Source organism: Hyphobacterium lacteum, assembly GCF_036330345.1.
GTDB lineage: Bacteria > Pseudomonadota > Alphaproteobacteria > Caulobacterales > Maricaulaceae > Hyphobacterium > Hyphobacterium lacteum.
On the sequence record NZ_JAZDRP010000003.1, the window covers coordinates 67659 to 87445 of the forward strand.

Sequence of the window (19787 nt, forward strand, 5' to 3'; positions counted from 1 at the left end):
ACCCCGCAAGCCGGGATCTGGGAGGATCAAATGAGCAATGAGAACGATCAGGGGCAGGTGCCCGGCGAACGCTTCACCGGCCACGGCGCTGAATGGCGCGACAGTGAGCTGAGCCGCGAGGAAGCGATGGTCGCGACCTCCTGGGTCGAGCAGAAGATCGACAAGCGGTCCATGCTGACCAACAAGGATCGCGTCAACGATGTCCGCGACGAGATGTGGCAGCTGGAAAAGGATGGCGAGATCGTCGTTCACCGCGTCACCGATCAGCACGAACCGGTGATGACAAAGACGCTCTATGGCTGGGACAAGAAGATCCCGACCACCCAGCTTTGGCATCACAAATCCTGCGGTCAGTGCGGCAATATTCCCGGCTATCCGGCCTCCCTTCTGTGGCTGATGAACGAGTTGGACATCCGCTACCTCGACGAGACCGACCAGACCTCCTGCACGGCCTGGAATTATCACGGCTCGGGTATCGGCAATATCGAAAGCCTGGCGGCAGTCTTCCTGCGCAATTTCCACCAGGCCTATGTCTCGGCCATGGCTGAGGGGCGCGACCCCGGCTATTACTATCCGCTGGTTCATTGCGGCACTTCCTTCGGCAATTACAAGGAAGTACGCGAATACCTGATCCATTCCGCCGAGCTGCGCGACCGTGTGAAGACCATCCTTGGCAAGCTCGGCCGCCTTGTGGATGGCAAGCTGCTGATCCCGGAAGAGGTCGTCCACTATTCCGAATGGGTCCACGTGATGCGCAAGCGCATCGCCGAGCGTCAGGTCATTGACTGCTCGAACATCCGCGCCACGATCCACCCGGCCTGCCACGTCTACAAGATGGTGCCGCAGGACGTGATCTATGATGACGACGTTCTGGGCGGCGAGCGCGTGGCCGTGTCTACCGGCATTATTGAGTCGCTGGGGGCTCAGGTCATCGACTATTCGACCTGGTATGATTGCTGCGGCTTCGGTTTCCGCCACATTATTTCCGAGCGTGAGTTCACCCGCTCCTATGCGATCGACCGCAAGGTGAAGGTCGCCGTCGAGGAAGCGCAGTCCGATGTGATGATCGGTCACGATACCGGTTGCATCACCACGCTCGACAAGAACCAGTGGATCGGCAAGGCCGATGGCCGCGATTACGAGCTGCCCATCCTCGCCGACGCCCAGTTCGCGGCGCTGATGTGTGGTGCGCATCCTTACAAGATTGTCCAGTCGCACTGGCACGCTTCCGCAACCGAGAAGCTGTTCGAGAAGCTGGGCATCGACTGGCAGGCCAAGAAGGCCGAATTCGAGGACTATCTCAAGCAGATCGAGGCCGGTGGCCCGCAGGATCAGCTCTATGATCCGCGTCGCATGATCACCGGTGGTCCGGGCTTCAAGAAGATCGAGCAAACCACATGACCCATCCCGTACTTATCGTAGGCGGTGGCCCGGCCGGGCTGGCCGCGGCTCACGCCCTCGCCGAAGCCGGCCAGAAGGTCGCTCTCGTTGAGAAGGAAGACCGTCTCGGCGGTCACCCCATCCTGTCCGGTTATGCCAAGCTGGTTCCGTCCGGCGAATGGGCCAGGGATGCGATCGGCGGCATGGTCGACCGGGTGGTCGGCAATGACCTGATTGATGTCCATCTGAACACCAAGGTCGACAAGTTCGAGGGCGAGCAGGGGGCTTTCAAGGCCACGCTGTCTGATGGCACCGCGCTGGACGCCTCTAGCACCATTCTGTGCACGGGCTTTACCCACTTCGATTCCATCAACAAGCCGGAATGGGGCTTTGGCATGTTCCCTGACGTGGTCACCACCACCCAGGTCGAACAGATGATCTCCTCGGGTCAGGGCGTTCGTCGCCCGTCGAATGGCGAGCCGCCCAAGCGTGTCGCCATCCTCCTGTGCGTCGGCTCGCGCGACCGGCAGATCGGCCGCGAATGGTGTTCGAAGATCTGCTGTTCGGTCTCGGCCAACATGGCCATGGAGATCCGCGAGGAGCTGCCGGATTGCCACGTCTATATTTATTATATGGATATCCGGACATTCGGCCTGCTGGAGACCAAGTATTACTGGCGCAGCCAGGAAGAGTTCAAGGTCAAGTACATCAAGGCGCGGATTGCCGAGGTGACCTCTGACGGTGACCAGGTCATCGTCAAGGGCGAGGACACGCTGGTCAAACGACCGATTACCATTCCGTTCGACATGGTTGTTCATGCCATCGGCATGGATCCGAATGTCGACAACATGCTGCTCTCCTCGATCTTCAATGTGGATCTGGAAGAGCATGGCTTTATCGGCCGGCAGAGCTCCTATGGCGGTATGGGTCAGACGTCGCGTCCGGGCGTTTTTGTCGCCGGTGCGGCAACCGGTCCGGAAACCATTGACGACTCGATCGCTCAGGGTCAGGCCGCTGCCATGGCCGCGCTGGGTGCCGTCCGCAAGCCGGTTGCGGCGGAGTAGTCATCGATATGTTCGCCGCCTTCCGCAAATCCCCGTCCGACACTGTCGAGCGGCCTCAGCTGGAGCTGAGCGGACCGGCCCTCACCGAGGCGCTGGAACGAATTGCGGCGGGCTGCGAGGCGGGGGGCGGCATCGACCGCTATGTCATGGCGCTGCAACTGCGCCATGGTGTTTTTTCGGATATTCTGATCGAGAAGAATGAAGGCCCGCTTTCACCGGAAAGTCTGGCGGCCTTGACCATGTTCATGCCGACCGTGCGCCGCCGCATCGCCCCTTATCTCTCCGCCGAAAAGTTCGGCGCCTTGCGTGATGCCATCACCGGCCTGCTCGAGACCAAGCATGAATATGACAAGGTCGACGAGCGGATGGCTGCCTTCTGCAGCCATTTCCCGCAGGACAAGACGCACCGCTGGGTACGAGACTTGGCCGCGGAATTACTGCATGGCGTCGATCCAGAACGCTATCCGATGATGTGCCGCTGGATCTGGGACGAGACCGCCAATACCGGTGTCCTGCGCGAGATCTGGCACGGAGATATCGACAGTATCACCCTGCATGTGCCGGATACCTACGGCACCTTCCTGATGTTGCGCGAAGAGTTGTCGCAATTCCTCGCCAGCCACGGCGTGATGCAGGACACGCAGGCCCATGTCGATCTTTTGTGCGCCCAAATCTATGCCGAATACATCTCGGCGCAGGGCGGCAGCTATCTGCGGGCCGATTTTTCAAGCGCTGATGATCCCATGGCGCATGTGCGTCGCCTTCTGGGGCTCGACGGGATCCAGCCCAAGGCCAACCGTATTGCCGGAGCCGGCACCAAATTCGACATTGCCGGCGCCATTGCACAGATCGAGAAAGGCTGATCGAAATGCCGATCCATGAAAAGCACCTGATCCGCCCGGAAGATCTCGCGACGCATGACCAGCTCGAGATCGATGGCGTCGATGTGTCGGGTGACTGGAGCACCTTCATCCGCAGCCGCGTCGTTGATGATTACAATGAGGACCTCCAGGACGAGATCGCGGCCCTGCCGGGCGGCGAATATATCCACCGTTGCTGGCAGTGCGGTTCCTGTACCAATTCCTGCACGGTCAATGCGCTCAATCCGGACTTCAACCCGCGTTACTGGATCTATCTGATCCGCATGGGCTACCAGTCTGAACTGGTCCGCGACAAGGACCTGATCTGGCAATGCGTGTCGTGCAACAAGTGCACCTATGCCTGCCCGCGCGATGTGGTGCCCGAAGGTGTCATGAAAGCGACCGCTCACTGGATGGAGCTCAAGGGCTTCACCGAGAAATCGCCTTCAACCGTGTTCGACGAGGAATTTTCCAGCCAGGTGATCGAGACCGGCAAGATCGAGGACGGAAAGGTCTTCCTCAATTTCTTCAAGCGCACCGGCCAGTCGCCTTTCCAGGACTGGGTGATCCAGATGGGCAAAAATCTCGCCATGAAGCTGCCCGTCATGATGGGTCTGCAAATGGCCTGGGCAACACTTTTCCCGCCGAAAACAAAAGGTTGGGACAAGGCGCGTGATGCGATCAAGGAATATGTCGAGGAGCAGGAGGCGGCACACCGCCAGGCCCTCAAACTGGACGAACACAAGGCCTGACCGGCGACCGAGGACGATAAGATGACCGAGAAAAAGTACGAAAAAGTCGCCTACTATCCCGGCTGCGCGCTGGAAGGCACCGGCCATGCCTATAACCGCTCGACCAAGGCGCTGGGCAAGGCGCTCGATCTCGAGCTGGAAGAGGTGAAGAACTGGAATTGTTGCGGGGCGATGGAAGTCAAGAATGTCGACCCGGAAATCCAGACCTATCTGTCCTCCCGGGTGATGTCGATCGCGGCCAATGAAATGGGCCATGACGTGGTCATGGCGCCGTGCAATGGCTGCTACCACAATCTGAAAAAGGCCGAATACGATCTCGGCCACAAGGAAAAATCCCGCGAGGTTACCAGCCGTTTGTCCGAAAAGGCGGGGCATGAAACCTACGAAGCCGGCCAGATCGAAACCATTCACGCGCTTGACTGGATCAAGGGTGCTATCGGCGAGGATGGACTGCGCGAGAAGGTGAAAAGCTCGCTGAAGGGTCTCAAGGTCGCGAACTATTATGGCTGCATGTATACGCGCCCGCGCCACATCTTCCCGGAGAAGGACCAGGGCGAGGGCAGCGAGTCGACCTCGAAGCCGCATTTCATGGACGATCTGCTGGAAGCGGCCGGCGCCGACAATGTCGACTTCCCGCTGAAGACGGCATGCTGCGGCGGAGCTCACACCCTGTCTGACAGCGACACCTCCACCCGCCTGGTGCTTAACATTCTGAAGGCGGCCGAAGCCTCCGGTGCCGAAGTGATCGCAACGGAATGCCCGACCTGCCATACAGGTCTGGAAATGCACCAGATCCGCGCAGAGAAAACGCTGGGCGAGAAGACCAATGTGAAGATTGTCTATTTCACCCAGCTTCTGGGTCTCGCCATGGGGCTGAGCCCGCGCAAGGTCGGTCTGCAGGAAAATATTTCCAACTCACGCACCCTGTTCAAGGCCAAGGGAATCGCATGACGCCGCTCGACACACTCGAACAGCAGGTAACGGGCTGGGCCCCGACAGAGGGCGGGGCGGAGACCGATGCCGACTGGCTGCTGGCTCAGGCGGAGTGTGTGATCGAGAACTGGCTGCTGGCGCATGACAAGATGCCGACGGACAAGGACAAGGAAGGGTTCCGCCTTCTCGGTCTGCACCGTCAGGCTGCGAAGGGTGATCCCAGTTTCAATGCCTGCCGGGAAACCTGCCGCGAGCTGGCCTACCGGTACAATCTCGTCAAGCTCGAGCCGGGTTCGGCGGAAAACCAACAACGTCTTGAGATGATGAAGTATCTCGTCCATCATCTTGTTCTGTTCATTTCGGGCAAGCTGCAGGAAGCGGGGCTGGGGGATTTTTGCTGCTCTTCGCGCCCCCTGCGGCAAGCGGCGCATTAAGGCGGAGGCAATGCGATGACTGATGTACGTGGATGTAATCTGCCGGACGACCTGCTCTACGATGTCGAGAACCATATCTGGTTTCGCGAAGTCGGTGACGGGAAAGTCCAGCTGGGCATGACAACGGTCGCGACCGCATTGGCTGGGGAGATCGTCGCCTTTACGCCGAAAAAGGTTGGCCGCTCAGTTCGGGAAGGCAAATCCTGTGCGACGATTGAATCCGGCAAATGGGTTGGCCCCGCGAAATCGCTGGCAGCCGGCGAGGTTGTCGAGGTGAACGAAGCGCTGGTCTCCAAGCCGAATATTGCCAATGCCGACCCTTACAATGATGGCTGGATGGTTGTCCTGGCGCCGGAAAACTGGGATGCGGTCAAAGGCTCGCTGACCCCTGGCACGGATGTCGGTCCGGCCTATGAGGCCAAAATGGATGCCGATGGCTTTGCCGGTTGTGGGGCGGCCTGACGTTTTCTTAAGACCTGCAGATTATTCGAAGTTTCTACATTAGAAATTCTTGCGAATTGATCTCAGGGTGCTAGATGGGGGTGCGATCGGGCCAGCAGGGTCCCGGAGTGCCAATATGCTGATGGATAGCGACACGATGAGCCTGGACGACATGCAGGAGAACGCCAGCAAGGCGACGCTCCTGCTGAAATCCATGGCCAACGAGACCCGGCTGATGATTCTCTGCCAGCTCGTCGACGGCGAAAAATCCGTCAGCGAAATGCACAAGAATATCCCCCTCAGCCAGTCTGCCCTGTCACAACATCTGGCCATTCTGCGCCGCGAACGTCTGGTCAATACATCGCGGGAAGCCCAGTCCGTCTTCTACCGGCTGGCCAGCGATGATGTCCGCGCCGTGATTCAGACGCTGTACGGAATCTACTGCGCACCGGGCGACTGATCCGCCACATCCATTTTTTCGACAGCTTTGCGCATCCGCCTTGTTATCAGGGCGGCAATAACCGCTATGGGCACAATGGCAAGGGCCTCAATGAGCGTGTCATCAATCCCGAAGGGCGGGATCGCGTGCAGCACGTAAGATAACAGTCCGATGGAGTAATAGGTGATGGCGGCGACTGACAGGCCTTCGACAGCCTGAGCCAGATGGACTTGCTGACGGGCTCGGGTTTCCATAGACGCCAGCAGGGCCTGGGACTGCCGTTGAGTCGTGTGGTCCAGCTGGGTCCGGGCCAGCGCCAGGGCTGCTGTTACCTCATCCGCCAGCTCGTCCTGACGTCGTTCGAAGGCTCGAACCGACTGCATTCCCGGCGCAAGCCTGTGCTGGATGAAGCCGCGCAGGGTCTGGCGCTGACCCACGGGCGTTTCATCCAGACCATTGAGCCGGTCCGTTACCAGATCGTCATAGGCCAGCGCGGCGGCAATACGAAAACGCGTCTGATCGCGGAGAAGGGCGCAGTTCTTGAGGATTTCGGCAAGGTCCGCGATGACCTCGTTCAGCCGGTCCGGTTCATCTGTCAGCCGCCGGGTCGCCAGCGAGGCGCGCCGCTCAAGATCCGGCAATTGCGGCGCCATACTGCGGACGAGAGGCAGCGCCAGCAGGGACGCCATGCGGTAAGTCTCGACGTCCAGCAGGCGCTTCACCAGCCGTCCGCGCGAATAATCATCTTCGAACACGCCTGTGACCAGAAAGGTCACGAGGCCCTGTTCGCCAACAGCAAAGTCGGTGTGGATGAAGATGCCGGGAAACAGCGCCTCGCCACCAAATAACCGGCTCTCGCCAAACAGGGCTGCGATCAGCTCGCCGGACTCTGGCGCAACAACGACCCGGGCGCCGGCCATCTGCTGTCCGGGACACCCCGCAATCAGCGTCATCGTTTCCGGGCAGGGTGGCTTTTCACCAAAAAAGGTCAGCGCCACGAACTCGGTATGGCGTTCTAAGCGCAGCACGCCATCCTTGCACTCGATCAGCTGGTGAAAGGCTTCCGGATTGAAGGTGCGGGGCCAGTAGCGCGGATCGACCGGCGCATCATAAAGGACCCAGTGCCAGGCCTCGGACCGCTCGCTGGCAATCGGCATGGGCGGACGTGCATGCGCTTCGGCGTGAATAGCGGCGCGGTCAGGATGCTGGGGAAGCAGGACTGGCCTCAAGGTCATGATGATATCCCCACTGGATGCCAGCCGATCCGGCATATTCGAAAAATCTAATATACAGGCATTTTCATTATCTTGCAAAACATTACAGGGGCATTCTGTGACGGGCCCGTCGGCACCGGTTGGCATTTCTTCAAGGCGCGCCATAGTGAGCCGGAACAAGGGAGCGCGCCATGAGCTGGGCACTGGAAATCAACAAGGCAGATATTCGTGAAGCGCAAATCCGGGAGGTGCCCGCCCAAGACCTCTCAGACGGACAGATCCGGCTGGCGATTGATCGTTTTGCGCTGACGGCGAACAACATCACCTATGCCGCCTTTGGTGAGGTGATGCGCTATTGGGATTTCTTCCCGGCCAGCCTGCCGGACAATGGACGGCTGCCGGTCTGGGGTTTCGCCCGCGTGGCCGAAAGCAAGTCTTCCGCTCTCGGCACCGGAGAACGGATATACGGATATTTTCCCGCAGCATCAGAACTCGTCGTCGAGCCGTCCGGTGTTTCACCGACGGCATTTGTCGATGCCAGCCCGCACCGCGCAGACTTGCCCGCTCCCTATAATCGCTATGTCCGCTGTGCCGATGATGCCGGATATGATCCTGCGCTCGAAGCCGAGCAGATGGTGCTGCAGCCGCTTTTCCTGACCGGCTGGTTGCTGGCCCGTTATGTCAATGAGGAAGCAGCCTTCGGAGCAAACCGTATTTTCCTGACGAGTGCCTCCAGCAAGACAGCCATCGGCATGGCCAAATGCCTGAAGGACGAAAACCGGGCAGGTGCGAGACTCATCGGTCTCACATCGCCGGGATCCCGGACCTTTGTTGAAGGTCTCGGCTTCTATGATGAGGTGGTCACCTATCCGGAAATCCCGGCCTTGCACCAAGGTGACCCGGCGCTGATCGTCGATTTTGCCGGCGATGCTGATATCAACAGGGCGCTCCACACCCGTCTTGCAGATGATCTCAAAGCCAATATTCGTGTCGGCGGTGCCCATTGGGAGCACAGCACGCCGTCCGGTGACCTTCCCGGCCCGCGGCCAGCATTCTTTTTTGCGCCGGACCATGTTCAGCGTGTTATCGCAGATCTGGGGCCAGGCGGTTTCCAGAAAGCCTATGGCCAGTCCTGGAACGAGTTTGCGTCTGGCGCCAGCGGATGGCTCGCGTTCAAGGATTATTCCGGCGCTGCGGCCAGTCTGGAAATATACCGCAAGCTGATTGATGGTGATGCCATTGCCCGTGACGGTTTGACGATTTCTGTCTGACGCAAGTTTTTGAATTCGCAAGCCATCGATCTGTTCGATACCCGTCATCGAAATTAGCGATTGGATTTATACGTTACAGCGCCGTAATTCTCCTGCCGGGATGGCGCGGCAGCGTGCAGCCACGATGGCTGCAGGCCTGCGCTGAGGACGCTGCCGGTTCGAAAAAAGAGCCGCAGACAACAGGGAGAACTCCATGACGTTCAAGCGAAAGCGTATTTTGTTGGCCACGGTCGGTGTGCTGGCACTGAGCGTGGCAGCGTGCTCTGGCGGCAATAATGATGCCGAGGACATGACGGTCACAGCCGAAACTGAAACCACTGTCGCGCACGAAGCGTCCTACATGGACGAAGACGTCGCGCCGGCGTCGATAGATGACCCGCGCACCAATGCCTTCTGGTGGCCAGAACAGCTGGACCTCACCCAGCTGCGCAATAACGAAATCACAAGATCGAACCCGCTAGGCGACGATTACAGCTATGCCGAGCGCTTTGCCGAACTTGACCTCGATGCCGTACGGGCTGACCTCGAAGAGCTGATGACCACGTCGCAGGACTGGTGGCCGGCCGACTATGGTCACTATGGTCCCTTCTTCATCCGCATGGCCTGGCACAGCGCCGGAACCTATCGCACGATTGATGGCCGCGGTGGTGCCGGTGGCGGTCAGCAGCGTTTCGAGCCGCTGAACTCCTGGCCAGACAATGGCAATCTGGATCGCGCACGCCGCCTTCTCTGGCCGATCAAGCAACGGTATGGCGATGCCATCTCCTGGGCTGACCTGATGATTCTGGCCGGCAATGTCGCCATGGAATCCATGGGCTTCCAGACGCTTGGATTTGCCGGTGGCCGCGAGGACGACTGGCAGGCCGAACTGGTCTACTGGGGCCCGGAAGCCGAAATGCTGGCCGACCAGCGCTATCGTGGTGAACGCGAACTCGAACGTCCGCTGGCCGCGGTGCAAATGGGTCTCATCTATGTGAACCCGGAAGGCCCGAACGGTAATCCTGATCCGCTTCTGGCAGCTCAAGATATCCGCGAAACATTTGGCCGTATGGGCATGAATGACGAGCAAACGGTTGCCCTGATCGCTGGAGGTCACACCTTCGGCAAGGCCCACGGGGCACATGATCCGGCGGATTGTGTGGGTCCTGAGCCTGCTGCCAATGGTGTCGAGGCGCAGGGCCTTGGCTGGGAGAACAGCTGCGGTACCGGCAATGGTGCCGATACGGTGACCTCCGGCCTTGAAGGCGCTTGGACAGCCTCCCCGGCCCAATGGACCACACAGTATCTGGAAAACCTGTTCGCCTTCGAATGGGTCCAGACGCGCAGCCCGGCTGGCGCAATCCAGTGGGTGCCTGAGAATGCCGAGGACTTCCAGTTCGTGCCGGACGCCCATATCGAGGGCGAGATGCACGCACCGATCATGTTCACGACCGACCTTTCGCTGCGCGAAGACCCGGTCTATCGCGAAATCTCGCTGCGCTTCCGCGACAATCCGGAAGAGTTCGAGCGGGCTTTTGCGGAAGCCTGGTTCAAGCTGACTCACCGTGACATGGGCCCGCGCGCCCGCTATCTCGGCGATGACGTGCCGGAAGGTCAGTTCATCTGGCAGGATCCGATTCCGGAAGTTGATCATGATCTGATCGGCGATGCCGAGATCGCGGAATTGCAGGCTGCGATTGTCGATTCGGGCCTGACCAATGCCGAACTCGTCCGTACAGCATGGGCAGCGGCAGCGTCCTTCCGTGACACCGACATGCGTGGCGGAGCCAATGGCGGCCGTCTGCGCCTGAACCCGCAGAATGAGTGGGAAGTCAACAATCCGGAAGAACTGAACCGCGTGCTCGGTGTGCTGGAAGGCATCCAGTCCGACTTCAACAGCTCGCGCTCCGACAATGTCCGCGTCTCCCTCGCCGATATCATCGTGCTGGGTGGAGCGACGGCCATAGAACAGGCTGCAGCTGCCGCCGGTCATGATGTCGACGTACCGTTTGCACCGGGCCGCATGGATGCCAGCCAGGATCAAACGGATGTGGAAAGCTTCAACCTGCTGGAACCGCAGGCCGATGCATTCCGCAACTTCATCGGTAATGACCACAGCCGCACACCGGCCGAGCGTATGGTCGAGCGGGCGGACTTCCTGTCCCTGACCGTGCCGGAAATGACCGTATTGATCGGTGGCATGCGGGCGCTCGGTGCCAACCACGCGGATAACACCCATGGTGTGTTCACCGGGAACCCGGGCGAGCTGAGCAATGATTTCTTCGTCAACCTGCTCGATATGGGCACGGTGTGGTCAACCACGGACGAGGAATATGTCTATGAAGGCCGCGACCGTAACACCGGCGAATTGCGCTGGACCGCAACCGAGGCCGATCTCGTATTCGGTTCGAATGCCGAGTTGCGCGCCGTGGCTGAAGTCTATGCCTACAATGAAGAGGTCTTCATCGAGGACTTCATCGAGGCATGGGTGCATGTCATGCAACTGGACCGGTTCGACCTTACGCGCTCCTGATCATCAGGACGTGTCCTGAAAAGCTGAAGGCCGCGCCCTAGGGCGCGGCCTTCTTTTTCCTGACGCCGTAATTTACAGCCTCATTCAGGCTTGTCCGGTCTAGAAAACCGGATCGGACGAAACCGGCACGCCATCCTGACCACCGGAACGGCGGATCTCCTGCGCATCCGCAGCCATCTGGTCCCATTCATCCTGGGTGCGGCAGACCCGGGTGCGAAGACGCGAACCGGTTTGGCGGATATTGCGGCAGCGCACGCTTTCGCCATCAGCCGCCTCGATCACTTCATCGGCAGGACGTTCTGCAGACGTCGCCAATTGTGTGTCTTCACTTGTTGTCGCGCAGGCCGTTACCAGAAGTCCCGCAACGCCCATCAAAAACAGTTTTTTCATAGCCAGCCCCTTTAGCCAATCGGAAAACAAGATCACGTCTTTTGCGGGCTGTATACAGGGACGTGCTGCGGCGCCCATTAAACAAAATTAAGGTGCGCCGGTGACGGGCACCGGCGCACCAAAGGCTTACAATTCATAGGGTTTCTAGTGATCGCCCTGGATGATCAGGGTGACATTGCCATTACCGCGCTGGCGCAGATTGGCGCTGTTGCCATTGCCGACCTGGATCACCGCTCCGGCATTGTTATGACCGGCTTGGTCCGTCAGGGCCGAATTGTTCGATCCCATCTGGTAGATCCCGGAAACATTGTTGGTGCCGGTCTGCACAGCGGCGGCCCCATTATTGTAGCCGCGTTGACCGATGACCGCGTCATTCCGGCGGCCATACTGGTCGACATAGGCATCATTATAGCGGCCTTCCTGAGCGACCGTCGTACCATTGCCCGATCCATCCTGCATGATCAGGATGTGCTGACGATAACCGTCCTGGTTAAGAACAGCGCGATTGCGGGTACCATACTGGCGGCCGGCAACCTCGTTCTGGACACCGTACTGGGTCACAGCAACATGGTTGCGGCGGGACTGGGCCTCTGCAGCACCTGCAAGGCTGACGAAGGAAGCGGCAGCGAGCGCGCCGGCGACGAGCATACGAAGTTTCATTTCAAACTCTCCTGTTGGTCGGGCCGGTTCCGGTTGTCCGTCCGGCATGAGTAAGGGTCTAACGGCTGGCGCCTGAGTGATTGCTGATTGGCGTGTTCATGAAATTTGCAGCATTATGAATGGCCTAGAAACAAAAACGCCCGGCAGTGCCGGGCGTTGTGTCGAAGGGAAAATAAGAGCTAGTGACCGAAGGGCACGCGCGACCGTGACCGGGATTGCGGCCGGTAGGTCGCCGGCGCGAGATCGCTAACTTCGTCCGAGCAGATCAGGCGGCCCCGATTGTCATAGACGCGCAAGGTGGCGGCGACGCTGACATCACGGCCATAGCGGCCATCATTCCATTGCTCATTGGCATAGCCGACGCCGCGCGGGCGCTCCGGTCCCCAGGCCGGCGCACCGGTATAGGAGGTGGACAGGAAGTTGCGGGTCAGGACCGTCTGGCCAAAGCCATTGGCGCGGAACGGACCGGACTGGGAAAGGTCCATCGTACCGGTCGGACGAATCTGGAAAGCCTCCAGTTCGAAATAGCCGGACAGGCCGGGCGCCGCTGTGGCGACCATGAAACCGCTGCCATCACCGGTGCTGGAGACCGAGACATCGCAGAGTGCAGGATAGTAACGAGCCTGAGCGACGCCGGCGGTCATCGCCGTCGCAGCCAGGGCAGTGACGAGAAGGGCAGATTTAAAGCGGGACATCGCAGATCCTTTCAGGGCAGATGTACTTACTGTCCTGAACAATGCCCCGTCGTCGCTGAGTGAATGCTGATTGGTTCATTCATCCAGCGTTGGGAAATCTGGTCGTGTATCCGGTTATTCCTGTGGGATGAGTAGGGCTGGCGCTCTACAAGCGTTGATCCAGCCAGGCGCGGGTCCGCTTTGTGGCCATCCGGCCCTCTGGCAACAGGGGCTGGAAAAGCGGGAAGTCGTGCCAGAGACCTTCCCAGACCTCGCAGGTCACATCCACGCCAGCGGAGCTCATCCGCTCCTCGAGCCGGATGGAATCGTCCAGCAGAACTTCGTCGGAACCGACCTGTATGGCGGTCGGCGGGAAGCCAGCAAAATCCGCAAACAGGGGTGAGATCTCGGGATGGGTCAGGTCCCGATCCGGCGCGTAAAGCGCAGCGCCTTCGATAAGCCAGTGACCTTTCAGCATCGGATCGGCTTCATTCCGGGTCTTCGCGCTTTCTCCCGCCACTGTCAGGTCACACCAGGGCGAATAGAGGATCAATGCGTCGGGGAGTTTTTCTCCCTTGGCCTTGAGGCGGGCGGTCAGCGCCAGAGCCAGACCCGCCCCCGCGGAATCTCCGGCAACCACCAGCGGACCTTCCATGCCTTCGCGCAGGGCGTGATAGGCGGCTTCGCAGTCATCCAGACCCGCAGGCCAGGGATGCTCCGGGGCCAGCCGGTAATCGATAGATCGCGTCTTCAGGTTCAGCCGCGCTGACAAGCGGGAGACGAAGGGGCTGTGGCCATGGGCGGAACCGCGGCAATAGCCGCCGCCATGAATGAACAACATCTGTCCGGGCCGGGGGTCTTTCGGACCAAAGACCAGCGTGTCGAGCCCGGCCAGTTTGACATCCGCGCGCACCACCGATTTGTCCGGCGGTATCCTGTCTCCGGCCGAATGCAGCAGCTTGCGGCCAATCTCCATGTCCATGTCCGGACCGAGCGCGGCGCCGGACTTTCTGGCCATGTTGCGGGCCAGCTGGTTACGCAGTTTCAGCCCGAAGCGCGGCCGTATGTATTCTAGAGTCATGCGCGACCCTCCCAGTGGGAAGAGTGGCGCGTCACCCCCAAACGTCAATAAGGCGAAGGCAGGTGGAGCTGGCATGCCGGCTTTGCGGCACCTATATCCGCAGGCCTTGCTTGCCTGAGGCCGCAAAGAATGGTTTCAAGCAGGCTTCTCTTGCATTCCAACGGTAATTGCCATGACCCAGAAATTTCCGACGCTCTCCTCGCCTGTCTCCCTGCCGGAGATCGAGCGCGAAATTCTGGAATTCTGGGATGCCGACAAGACCTTCGAGGCGTCGGTCAAACAGCGCCCGGAAGATGACCAGTTCGTCTTCTATGATGGTCCGCCTTTCGCTAACGGATTGCCGCACTACGGGCACTTGCTGACCGGTTTTGTGAAGGACGTTATCCCGCGCTATCAGACCATGAAGGGCAAGCGGGTCGAACGCCGTTTCGGCTGGGATACGCACGGCCTTCCGGCCGAGCTGTCGGCGGAAAAGGAGATCGGTGTTTCCGGCCGCAAGGCGGTGCTGGATCTGGGTATCGACAAGTTCAACTCGGCCTGTCGCCTCGCCGTCCTTCGCTATACCGAGGACTGGGAAGAATATGTCCGCCGCTCGGCCCGCTGGGTCGACACCGAGAACGCCTACAAGACGCTGGATCTTTCCTTCATGGAAAGCTGCATCTGGGCGTTCAAGCAGCTTTACGACAAGGGGCTGGTCTACAAGGATTACCGCGTTGTCCCCTACAGCTGGGCCGTGGAATCCCCGCTCTCGAATTTCGAGACGCGGCTGGACAATGCCTATCGCATGCGCACGGATCCGGCCGTGACGGTGGCCTTCCCGCTGACCGATGGTACCGGCCTGCTTGAAAACGCCCGCATCCTGATCTGGACAACGACGCCCTGGACCTTGCCATCCAACCTGGCCGTCGCTGTCGGCGAGGGCCTGACCTATGCCGTCATGGGCAATGGCACGGACAAGCTGATCCTGTCGGTCAACGGTCTGGAAAAGTACAAGAAGGAACTCGAGGGCTATGAAAAGCTCGGCGAGGTCAAGGGGGCGGACCTGAAGGGCCTGCACTACACCCCGCCCTTCGACTATTTCATCAATCAGGAAAACGCCTTCCAGGTTCTGACCGGCGACTTCGTCGAGGATGGCGATGGTACGGCTGTCGTGCACATGGCGCCAGGCTTTGGCGAAGATGACCTGGAGGCCTGCCGCGAGGCGGGCATCGGCGTGGTCGTGCCGGTGGACCATACGGGCAAGTACACCAGCGCCGTCTCGGACTATGAGGGCATGCTGGTGTTCGACGCCAACAAGCCCATCACCCAGCGCCTGAAGGATGAGGGAAAGCTCATCCGCCACGACACGATCGACCACAATTATCCGCACTGCTGGCGGACCGACGAACCGCTGATCTACAAGGCGGTTGAGAGCTGGTATCTGGAAGTCTCGAAATTCCGCGAACGCATGGTCGAGCTGAACCAGCAGATCGAGTGGACACCCGCCCACGTCAAGGATGGTCTGTTCGGCAACTGGCTGGCCAATGCACAGGACTGGAACATCTCGCGCTCGCGCTTCTGGGGTACGCCGATCCCGGTCTGGGTGTCGGATGACCCGAACTATCCGCGCGTCGATGTCTATGGCTCGATCGAGGAATTGCAGGCCGATTTCGGCACCGAGGTGACCGATCTCCATCGGCCCTATGTCGACGATCTGGTGCGTCCGAACCCGGATGATCCGAGCGGCAAGTCGATGATGCGCCGGGTCGAGGACGTGTTCGATTGCTGGTTTGAGAGCGGCTCCATGCCGTATGCAGCCGTGCACTACCCGTTCGAGAACAAGGACTGGTTCGAAGCCAATTTCCCGGCGGACTTCATCGTCGAATATGTCGCCCAGACGCGCGGCTGGTTCTACACGCTGATGGTGCTGGGCACGATGTTGTTCGATAGCCCGCCCTTCAAGTCGGCGATCTGTCATGGCGTGGTACTCGACGAGAACCGCCAGAAACTGTCCAAGCGCCTGCGCAACTATCCCGATCCGCTCGAATTCTTCGACGAGTTCGGGTCTGACGTGATGCGCTGGTTCCTGATCTCCTCGCCGGTGCTGACCGGGGGTGATCTGCTGGTGCCCAAGGAAGGCCGCGATGTGGCGGCGGTGCAGCGCGAGGCGATTTCGCCGCTGATCAACGCCTATACCTTCTTCTCGCTTTACGCGAACCTCGAGGAACGCCAGCCGCAACTGGTCACCGAGGCCTCCGATCCGCTGGATAAATACATTCTCACCAAGACGGGTGAACTGGCGGCGACTGTGGCCGAGCGCCTCGATGCCTATGATGTCCCCGGCGCCTGCCGCGAGACCAAGGCCTTCATGGATGCGCTGACCAATTGGTATATTCGCCGTTCTCGCGCCCGCTTCTGGGGCGGTGAGGGAGAGGCCGGGGATCCGGCGGCCTTCGATACGCTCTACACGGTACTGGTCCGCGTTTCGCAAGTGGTGGCGCCACTGATGCCGCTATTGGCGGAGAAGCTCTACAAGAGCCTGACCGGCGAACGCTCGGTTCATCTGACCACGTGGCCGGCGACCGACCTTTTCCCGCATGACCACGACCTTGTGGCGGCCATGGACCGTGTCCGCGAAGCCTGCTCGGCCACTCTGGCGGTGCGCGAGCGTTTCCGCCTGCGCGTGCGTCTGCCGCTGAAATCGCTCGTCGTGGCCCACCCGGAAGCGCACAGCCTCGAGCCGTTTGCCAGTCTGATCGCCGATGAGATCAATGTCCGCGACGTCATCTTCGCCGAGGATTTGTCCCAATATGGCGAGCTGCAGATGAAGGTGAACCCGGTGATCGGTCGCCGCCTCGGTGCAAAGATGAAAGACGTCATGGCGGCCTCCCGCCAGGGCGAGTTTACGCTCAATGATGACGGCAGTGCGCTGGTCGCTGGCGAAACGCTGGGGCCGGAAGATTTCGAGATGCGTCTTGAAAGTGCCGAAGGCACGGCGGCGGAACCCTTCGACAAGGTCGGCGCGGCTGTCCTTGATGTATCCGTCGATGCCGATCAGGAACGCGAAGGCCTCGCCCGCGACCTCATCCGCGCCATCCAGAATGCCCGCAAGGATGCCGGCTTCGACGTCTCCGACCGGATCGTGATCGGTGTGGAAGGCGATGACGATGTCACTGCCGCGATCTCCGCTCATGGCGACATGATCAAGGCCGAAACCCTGGGGCTCGATCTGGGCTCCACGGCAAGTGGTGACCATGTCAGCGACGCCAAGCTGACCGGCAAGATAGTGAAGCTGTCGGTGGCAAAGGCCTAGCCCGGCTTCGTCAGCTCCCGGATCGCCAGCAGGCTCTCGACGGCAGCGTCGCCCTTTTCGGCCGACAGGTCTGCCGTGGCGCGTGCCAGTGCGGCATAGAGCGCAGCCAGATCCGTATCGGCATGGCTCAGCTTTTCGAGATGCCGCGCGACGGTCATCGCATCGCCACGCGCAACGGGACCGGTGAGAGCCGCCGCCGGGCCCTTTTCCAGAACGGCCTCCAGCGTATCGCGCAGGATGGGACCGGTGATCGCCAGACCGTCCTCGCGGGACATGCCGGCCTGTTCAAAGGTCTCCAGCCCGGCCTGTACCAGTGTCGGCAGATGATTGGCCATGAAGACGATGGCCGCATGATAAAGTGTGCGGTCGGTGCCGTCGGGCAAATCGAGCGTCTGGCCGCCGATCGCGCGGAATGCCTCGGCCATCTCTGCTCGCGCCGACGCCTCGCCCTGCAGGGTAATCATGGTCCCGGCAAAGGTTCGGGCCGAGCGCTCCGGATCGGAAAATGCTTTTACCGGGTGGGCGCAGACCGTACGCACGGATTTGTCGGACAGGCCTTCGAACAGATCGGTGCCCAACGCCCCGGAGCAGTGCGCAATGATGGCGCCCGGCTTCAGCGCGTCCCTGGCCAGTTCGGTGATTGTGCTTTCCAGCACCGGATCAGGGACTGCGACCAGGATGATGTCGGCATCGCCGATTGATCCGCCCTCTATACCGGCCCCGATAAACGTCGCGGCCTCGCGCACGGTTTCCGCTCGGCTGGCGATCAGGGCTCCAATCCCGAAAACCCGGCTTTCATGAAACAGTCGCGCCAACGATCGCCCGACCTTGCCCGGTCCGATTATGGCGAGCTGTTTCATCAGTCCTTGAGGCGGTCAGGCAGCCAGCTGGCTGGATCGGCGTGTGCCTGTTCCCCTGCGCCGAGATCCTTCACTTCATGCGGATCGCCGGCAAACCAGAGATACGGGATGTCCTTGCGCTCGGCATAGCGGAACTGGTTCTTCAGCTTGGCCGCCTCGTGATAGACCTCGACATTGACGCCGCGGTCGCGCAGTTGGTTGGCCAGCGCGTCGAGTTCCAGCACATCATTTTCCGGGAAGCGGGCGATCAGCACATCGGTCGGCGAGGCGCGCTCACCGGTGATCACACCTTCCTTCACCAGCTTGGCGAAAAGGCGGGTCAGGCCGATGGAGATCCCGACACCCGGCAGGTCGCGCTTGATATAGGCCCCAACCAGATTGGCATAGCGTCCGCCTGCGCAGATCGTGGAATATTCCGGATAATCAATGAGCCGGGCCTCATAGACGACGCCGGTATAGTAATCGAGCCCGCGGGCGATCGCCAGATTGGCCTCGACCACGCACTCGCCCTTGTTGGCGGCATTCAGCCGGTCCATTACAGTTTCCAGCTCGGCCAGGCCCTCCTCGAACAGGGCGTTCTCGACGCCGAGCTTGCGGGCCTCGGCGGCAAAACTGTTATCGGTTGAACGGATCTGCGCCAGCGCCAGGCAGGCCTTGGCTGTGTCGGCGGACAACCCGTTTTCCTCAACCAGAATGCGCTCGATCTCGGTGACCGGCAGCTTGTCGATCTTGTCGACGACGCGGATCACATCTGCCGCATTCCCGATTCCCAGACCCTCATAGAAGCCGATCAGGATCTTGCGATTGTTCAGCATGAAGCGGATGGGGCCGGCGCCAATGGCATTCAGCGCCTGCATAGCAATCAGGGCAATCTCGGCATCGAAATCGTGCGAGATCCCGTCCTGGTCGATGACGTCGACATCGCATTGCAGGAATTCGCGGAACCGGCCTTCCTGAGGGCGCTCGCCGCGCCAGACCCGCTGGATCTGGTAGCGCTTGAACGGAAAGGTCAGCTCGTTGAAGTGCTGGGCCACATAACGCGCCGTCGGCACGGTCAGGTCGAAGTGCAGGGCCAGCCGTGCGCCTTTATCCTCACCCTCGGCGTTCAGCCGCTGCAGCCCGTAAATCTCCTTGTCGACATCGCCACCCTTGGCGGCCAGCGTTTCGACCTCCTCGACCGACGGGGTCTCGATATTCACATAGCCATGGCGCTCGAACACGGTTCGGATCGTATCGATCCAGCGCAATTCGGCGCGCCTGATCTCCGGCGTGTATTCGGGGAATCCGCTGATGGCGCGGGCTTTGACGATAGGCTTGGCTTTGTCAGACACTTTAAACCGGGCCTCTCTGGTCCTAGATGAATGAGGCGATAGCCTTGGAAGGGCCTGTCTGTCCACTCCTCGGCATGCTTGACGCGGCATATAGGGCTCTTATAACCCGCGTCCTCACTTGTGGCGGCTGTAGCTCAGCTGGTAGAGCACTCGGTTGTGATCCGAGCGGTCGCGGGTTCAAGCCCCGTCAGTCGCCCCA

At 60.3% G+C, this 19787-nt stretch carries 18 protein-coding genes and 1 tRNA gene; 12 read left to right on the plus strand and 7 right to left on the minus strand.

Going from position 1 to position 19787, the window contains the following annotated elements:
- The first annotated feature begins 30 nt into the window (after nt 1–30).
- The 8 genes from V0U79_RS05165 (at nt 31) to V0U79_RS05200 (ending at nt 6324) form a co-directional block, all read left to right on the plus strand.
- A complete protein-coding gene (locus tag V0U79_RS05165) occupies nt 31–1401 on the plus strand; it encodes a heterodisulfide reductase-related iron-sulfur binding cluster (protein WP_330198412.1) in 1371 nt (456 codons plus the stop codon).
- On the plus strand, nt 1398–2444 hold the full coding sequence (locus V0U79_RS05170) for an FAD-dependent oxidoreductase (protein WP_330198413.1): 1047 nt from the start codon (nt 1398–1400) through the stop codon (nt 2442–2444). Before V0U79_RS05165 ends, V0U79_RS05170 begins: the two co-directional genes overlap by 4 nt.
- Before the next feature lie 8 nt (nt 2445–2452).
- The gene (locus V0U79_RS05175) at nt 2453–3307 is read left to right on the plus strand and encodes a hypothetical protein (RefSeq protein ID WP_330198414.1); all 855 of its coding nucleotides are present in this window, start codon (nt 2453–2455) and stop codon (nt 3305–3307) included.
- Between the two features lie 5 nt (nt 3308–3312).
- On the plus strand, nt 3313–4056 hold the full coding sequence (locus V0U79_RS05180; RefSeq protein WP_330198415.1) for a 4Fe-4S dicluster domain-containing protein: 744 nt from the start codon (nt 3313–3315) through the stop codon (nt 4054–4056).
- Between the two features lie 21 nt (nt 4057–4077).
- Nucleotides 4078–5007, plus strand: a complete 930-nt coding sequence (locus V0U79_RS05185) for a CoB--CoM heterodisulfide reductase iron-sulfur subunit B family protein (RefSeq protein WP_330198416.1) — start codon at nt 4078–4080, stop codon at nt 5005–5007.
- A complete protein-coding gene (locus V0U79_RS05190; RefSeq protein ID WP_330198417.1) occupies nt 5004–5423 on the plus strand; it encodes a hypothetical protein in 420 nt (139 codons plus the stop codon). Before V0U79_RS05185 ends, V0U79_RS05190 begins: the two co-directional genes overlap by 4 nt.
- A 15-nt stretch (nt 5424–5438) precedes the next feature.
- Complete coding sequence (locus V0U79_RS05195; protein WP_330198418.1) at nt 5439–5885, plus strand: biotin/lipoyl attachment domain-containing protein; 447 nt, start codon at nt 5439–5441, stop codon at nt 5883–5885.
- Between the two features lie 136 nt (nt 5886–6021).
- Complete coding sequence (locus V0U79_RS05200; RefSeq protein WP_373696449.1) at nt 6022–6324, plus strand: ArsR/SmtB family transcription factor; 303 nt, start codon at nt 6022–6024, stop codon at nt 6322–6324.
- Here V0U79_RS05200 and V0U79_RS05205 read toward each other — a convergent pair.
- Nucleotides 6303–7538, minus strand: a complete 1236-nt coding sequence (locus V0U79_RS05205) for a DUF3422 family protein (RefSeq protein WP_330198420.1) — start codon at nt 7536–7538, stop codon at nt 6303–6305. The two genes, V0U79_RS05200 and V0U79_RS05205, sit on opposite strands and share 22 nt — an antisense overlap.
- 170 nt (nt 7539–7708) lie before the next feature.
- Here V0U79_RS05205 and V0U79_RS05210 point away from each other — a divergent pair, with 170 nt between their 5' ends.
- Both V0U79_RS05210 and katG read left to right on the plus strand, forming a co-directional pair.
- Nucleotides 7709–8788 (plus strand): DUF2855 family protein, encoded by a 1080-nt coding sequence (locus V0U79_RS05210; protein ID WP_330198421.1) that lies wholly within the window; start codon nt 7709–7711, stop codon nt 8786–8788.
- Nucleotides 8789–8981: 193 nt separating this feature from the next.
- Entirely contained in the window at nt 8982–11300 is a 2319-nt protein-coding gene (gene katG / locus V0U79_RS05215) for a catalase/peroxidase HPI (protein ID WP_330198422.1), read from the plus strand.
- Nucleotides 11301–11399: 99 nt separating this feature from the next.
- Here katG and V0U79_RS05220 read toward each other — a convergent pair whose 3' ends face one another.
- From V0U79_RS05220 to V0U79_RS05235, 4 genes are all read right to left on the minus strand, one after another.
- Entirely contained in the window at nt 11400–11690 is a 291-nt protein-coding gene (locus V0U79_RS05220; protein WP_330198423.1) for a hypothetical protein, read from the minus strand.
- A 144-nt stretch (nt 11691–11834) separates the two neighbouring features.
- Complete coding sequence (locus V0U79_RS05225; protein WP_330198424.1) at nt 11835–12350, minus strand: curlin-associated protein; 516 nt, start codon at nt 12348–12350, stop codon at nt 11835–11837.
- A 179-nt stretch (nt 12351–12529) separates the two neighbouring features.
- Nucleotides 12530–13045, minus strand: coding sequence for a hypothetical protein (locus V0U79_RS05230; protein WP_330198425.1), 516 nt, complete (start codon nt 13043–13045; stop codon nt 12530–12532).
- A gap of 145 nt (nt 13046–13190) precedes the next feature.
- On the minus strand, nt 13191–14105 hold the full coding sequence (locus V0U79_RS05235; protein WP_330198426.1) for an alpha/beta hydrolase: 915 nt from the start codon (nt 14103–14105) through the stop codon (nt 13191–13193).
- A gap of 172 nt (nt 14106–14277) precedes the next feature.
- Between V0U79_RS05235 and ileS the strand changes: the two genes are divergently transcribed.
- Entirely contained in the window at nt 14278–17397 is a 3120-nt protein-coding gene (gene ileS / locus V0U79_RS05240) for an isoleucine--tRNA ligase (protein WP_330198427.1), read from the plus strand.
- Here the strand turns inward: ileS and V0U79_RS05245 are convergent.
- Together V0U79_RS05245 and hisS are read right to left on the minus strand one after the other, a co-directional pair.
- The gene (locus tag V0U79_RS05245; protein ID WP_330198428.1) at nt 17394–18257 is read right to left on the minus strand and encodes a Rossmann-like and DUF2520 domain-containing protein; all 864 of its coding nucleotides are present in this window, start codon (nt 18255–18257) and stop codon (nt 17394–17396) included. The genes ileS and V0U79_RS05245 overlap by 4 nt on opposite strands.
- Nucleotides 18257–19588 (minus strand): histidine--tRNA ligase, encoded by a 1332-nt coding sequence (hisS, locus tag V0U79_RS05250; RefSeq protein ID WP_330198429.1) that lies wholly within the window; start codon nt 19586–19588, stop codon nt 18257–18259. Before hisS ends, V0U79_RS05245 begins: the two co-directional genes overlap by 1 nt.
- A gap of 123 nt (nt 19589–19711) precedes the next feature.
- Between hisS and V0U79_RS05255 the strand changes: the two genes are divergently transcribed.
- Nucleotides 19712–19787, plus strand: a tRNA-His gene (locus V0U79_RS05255).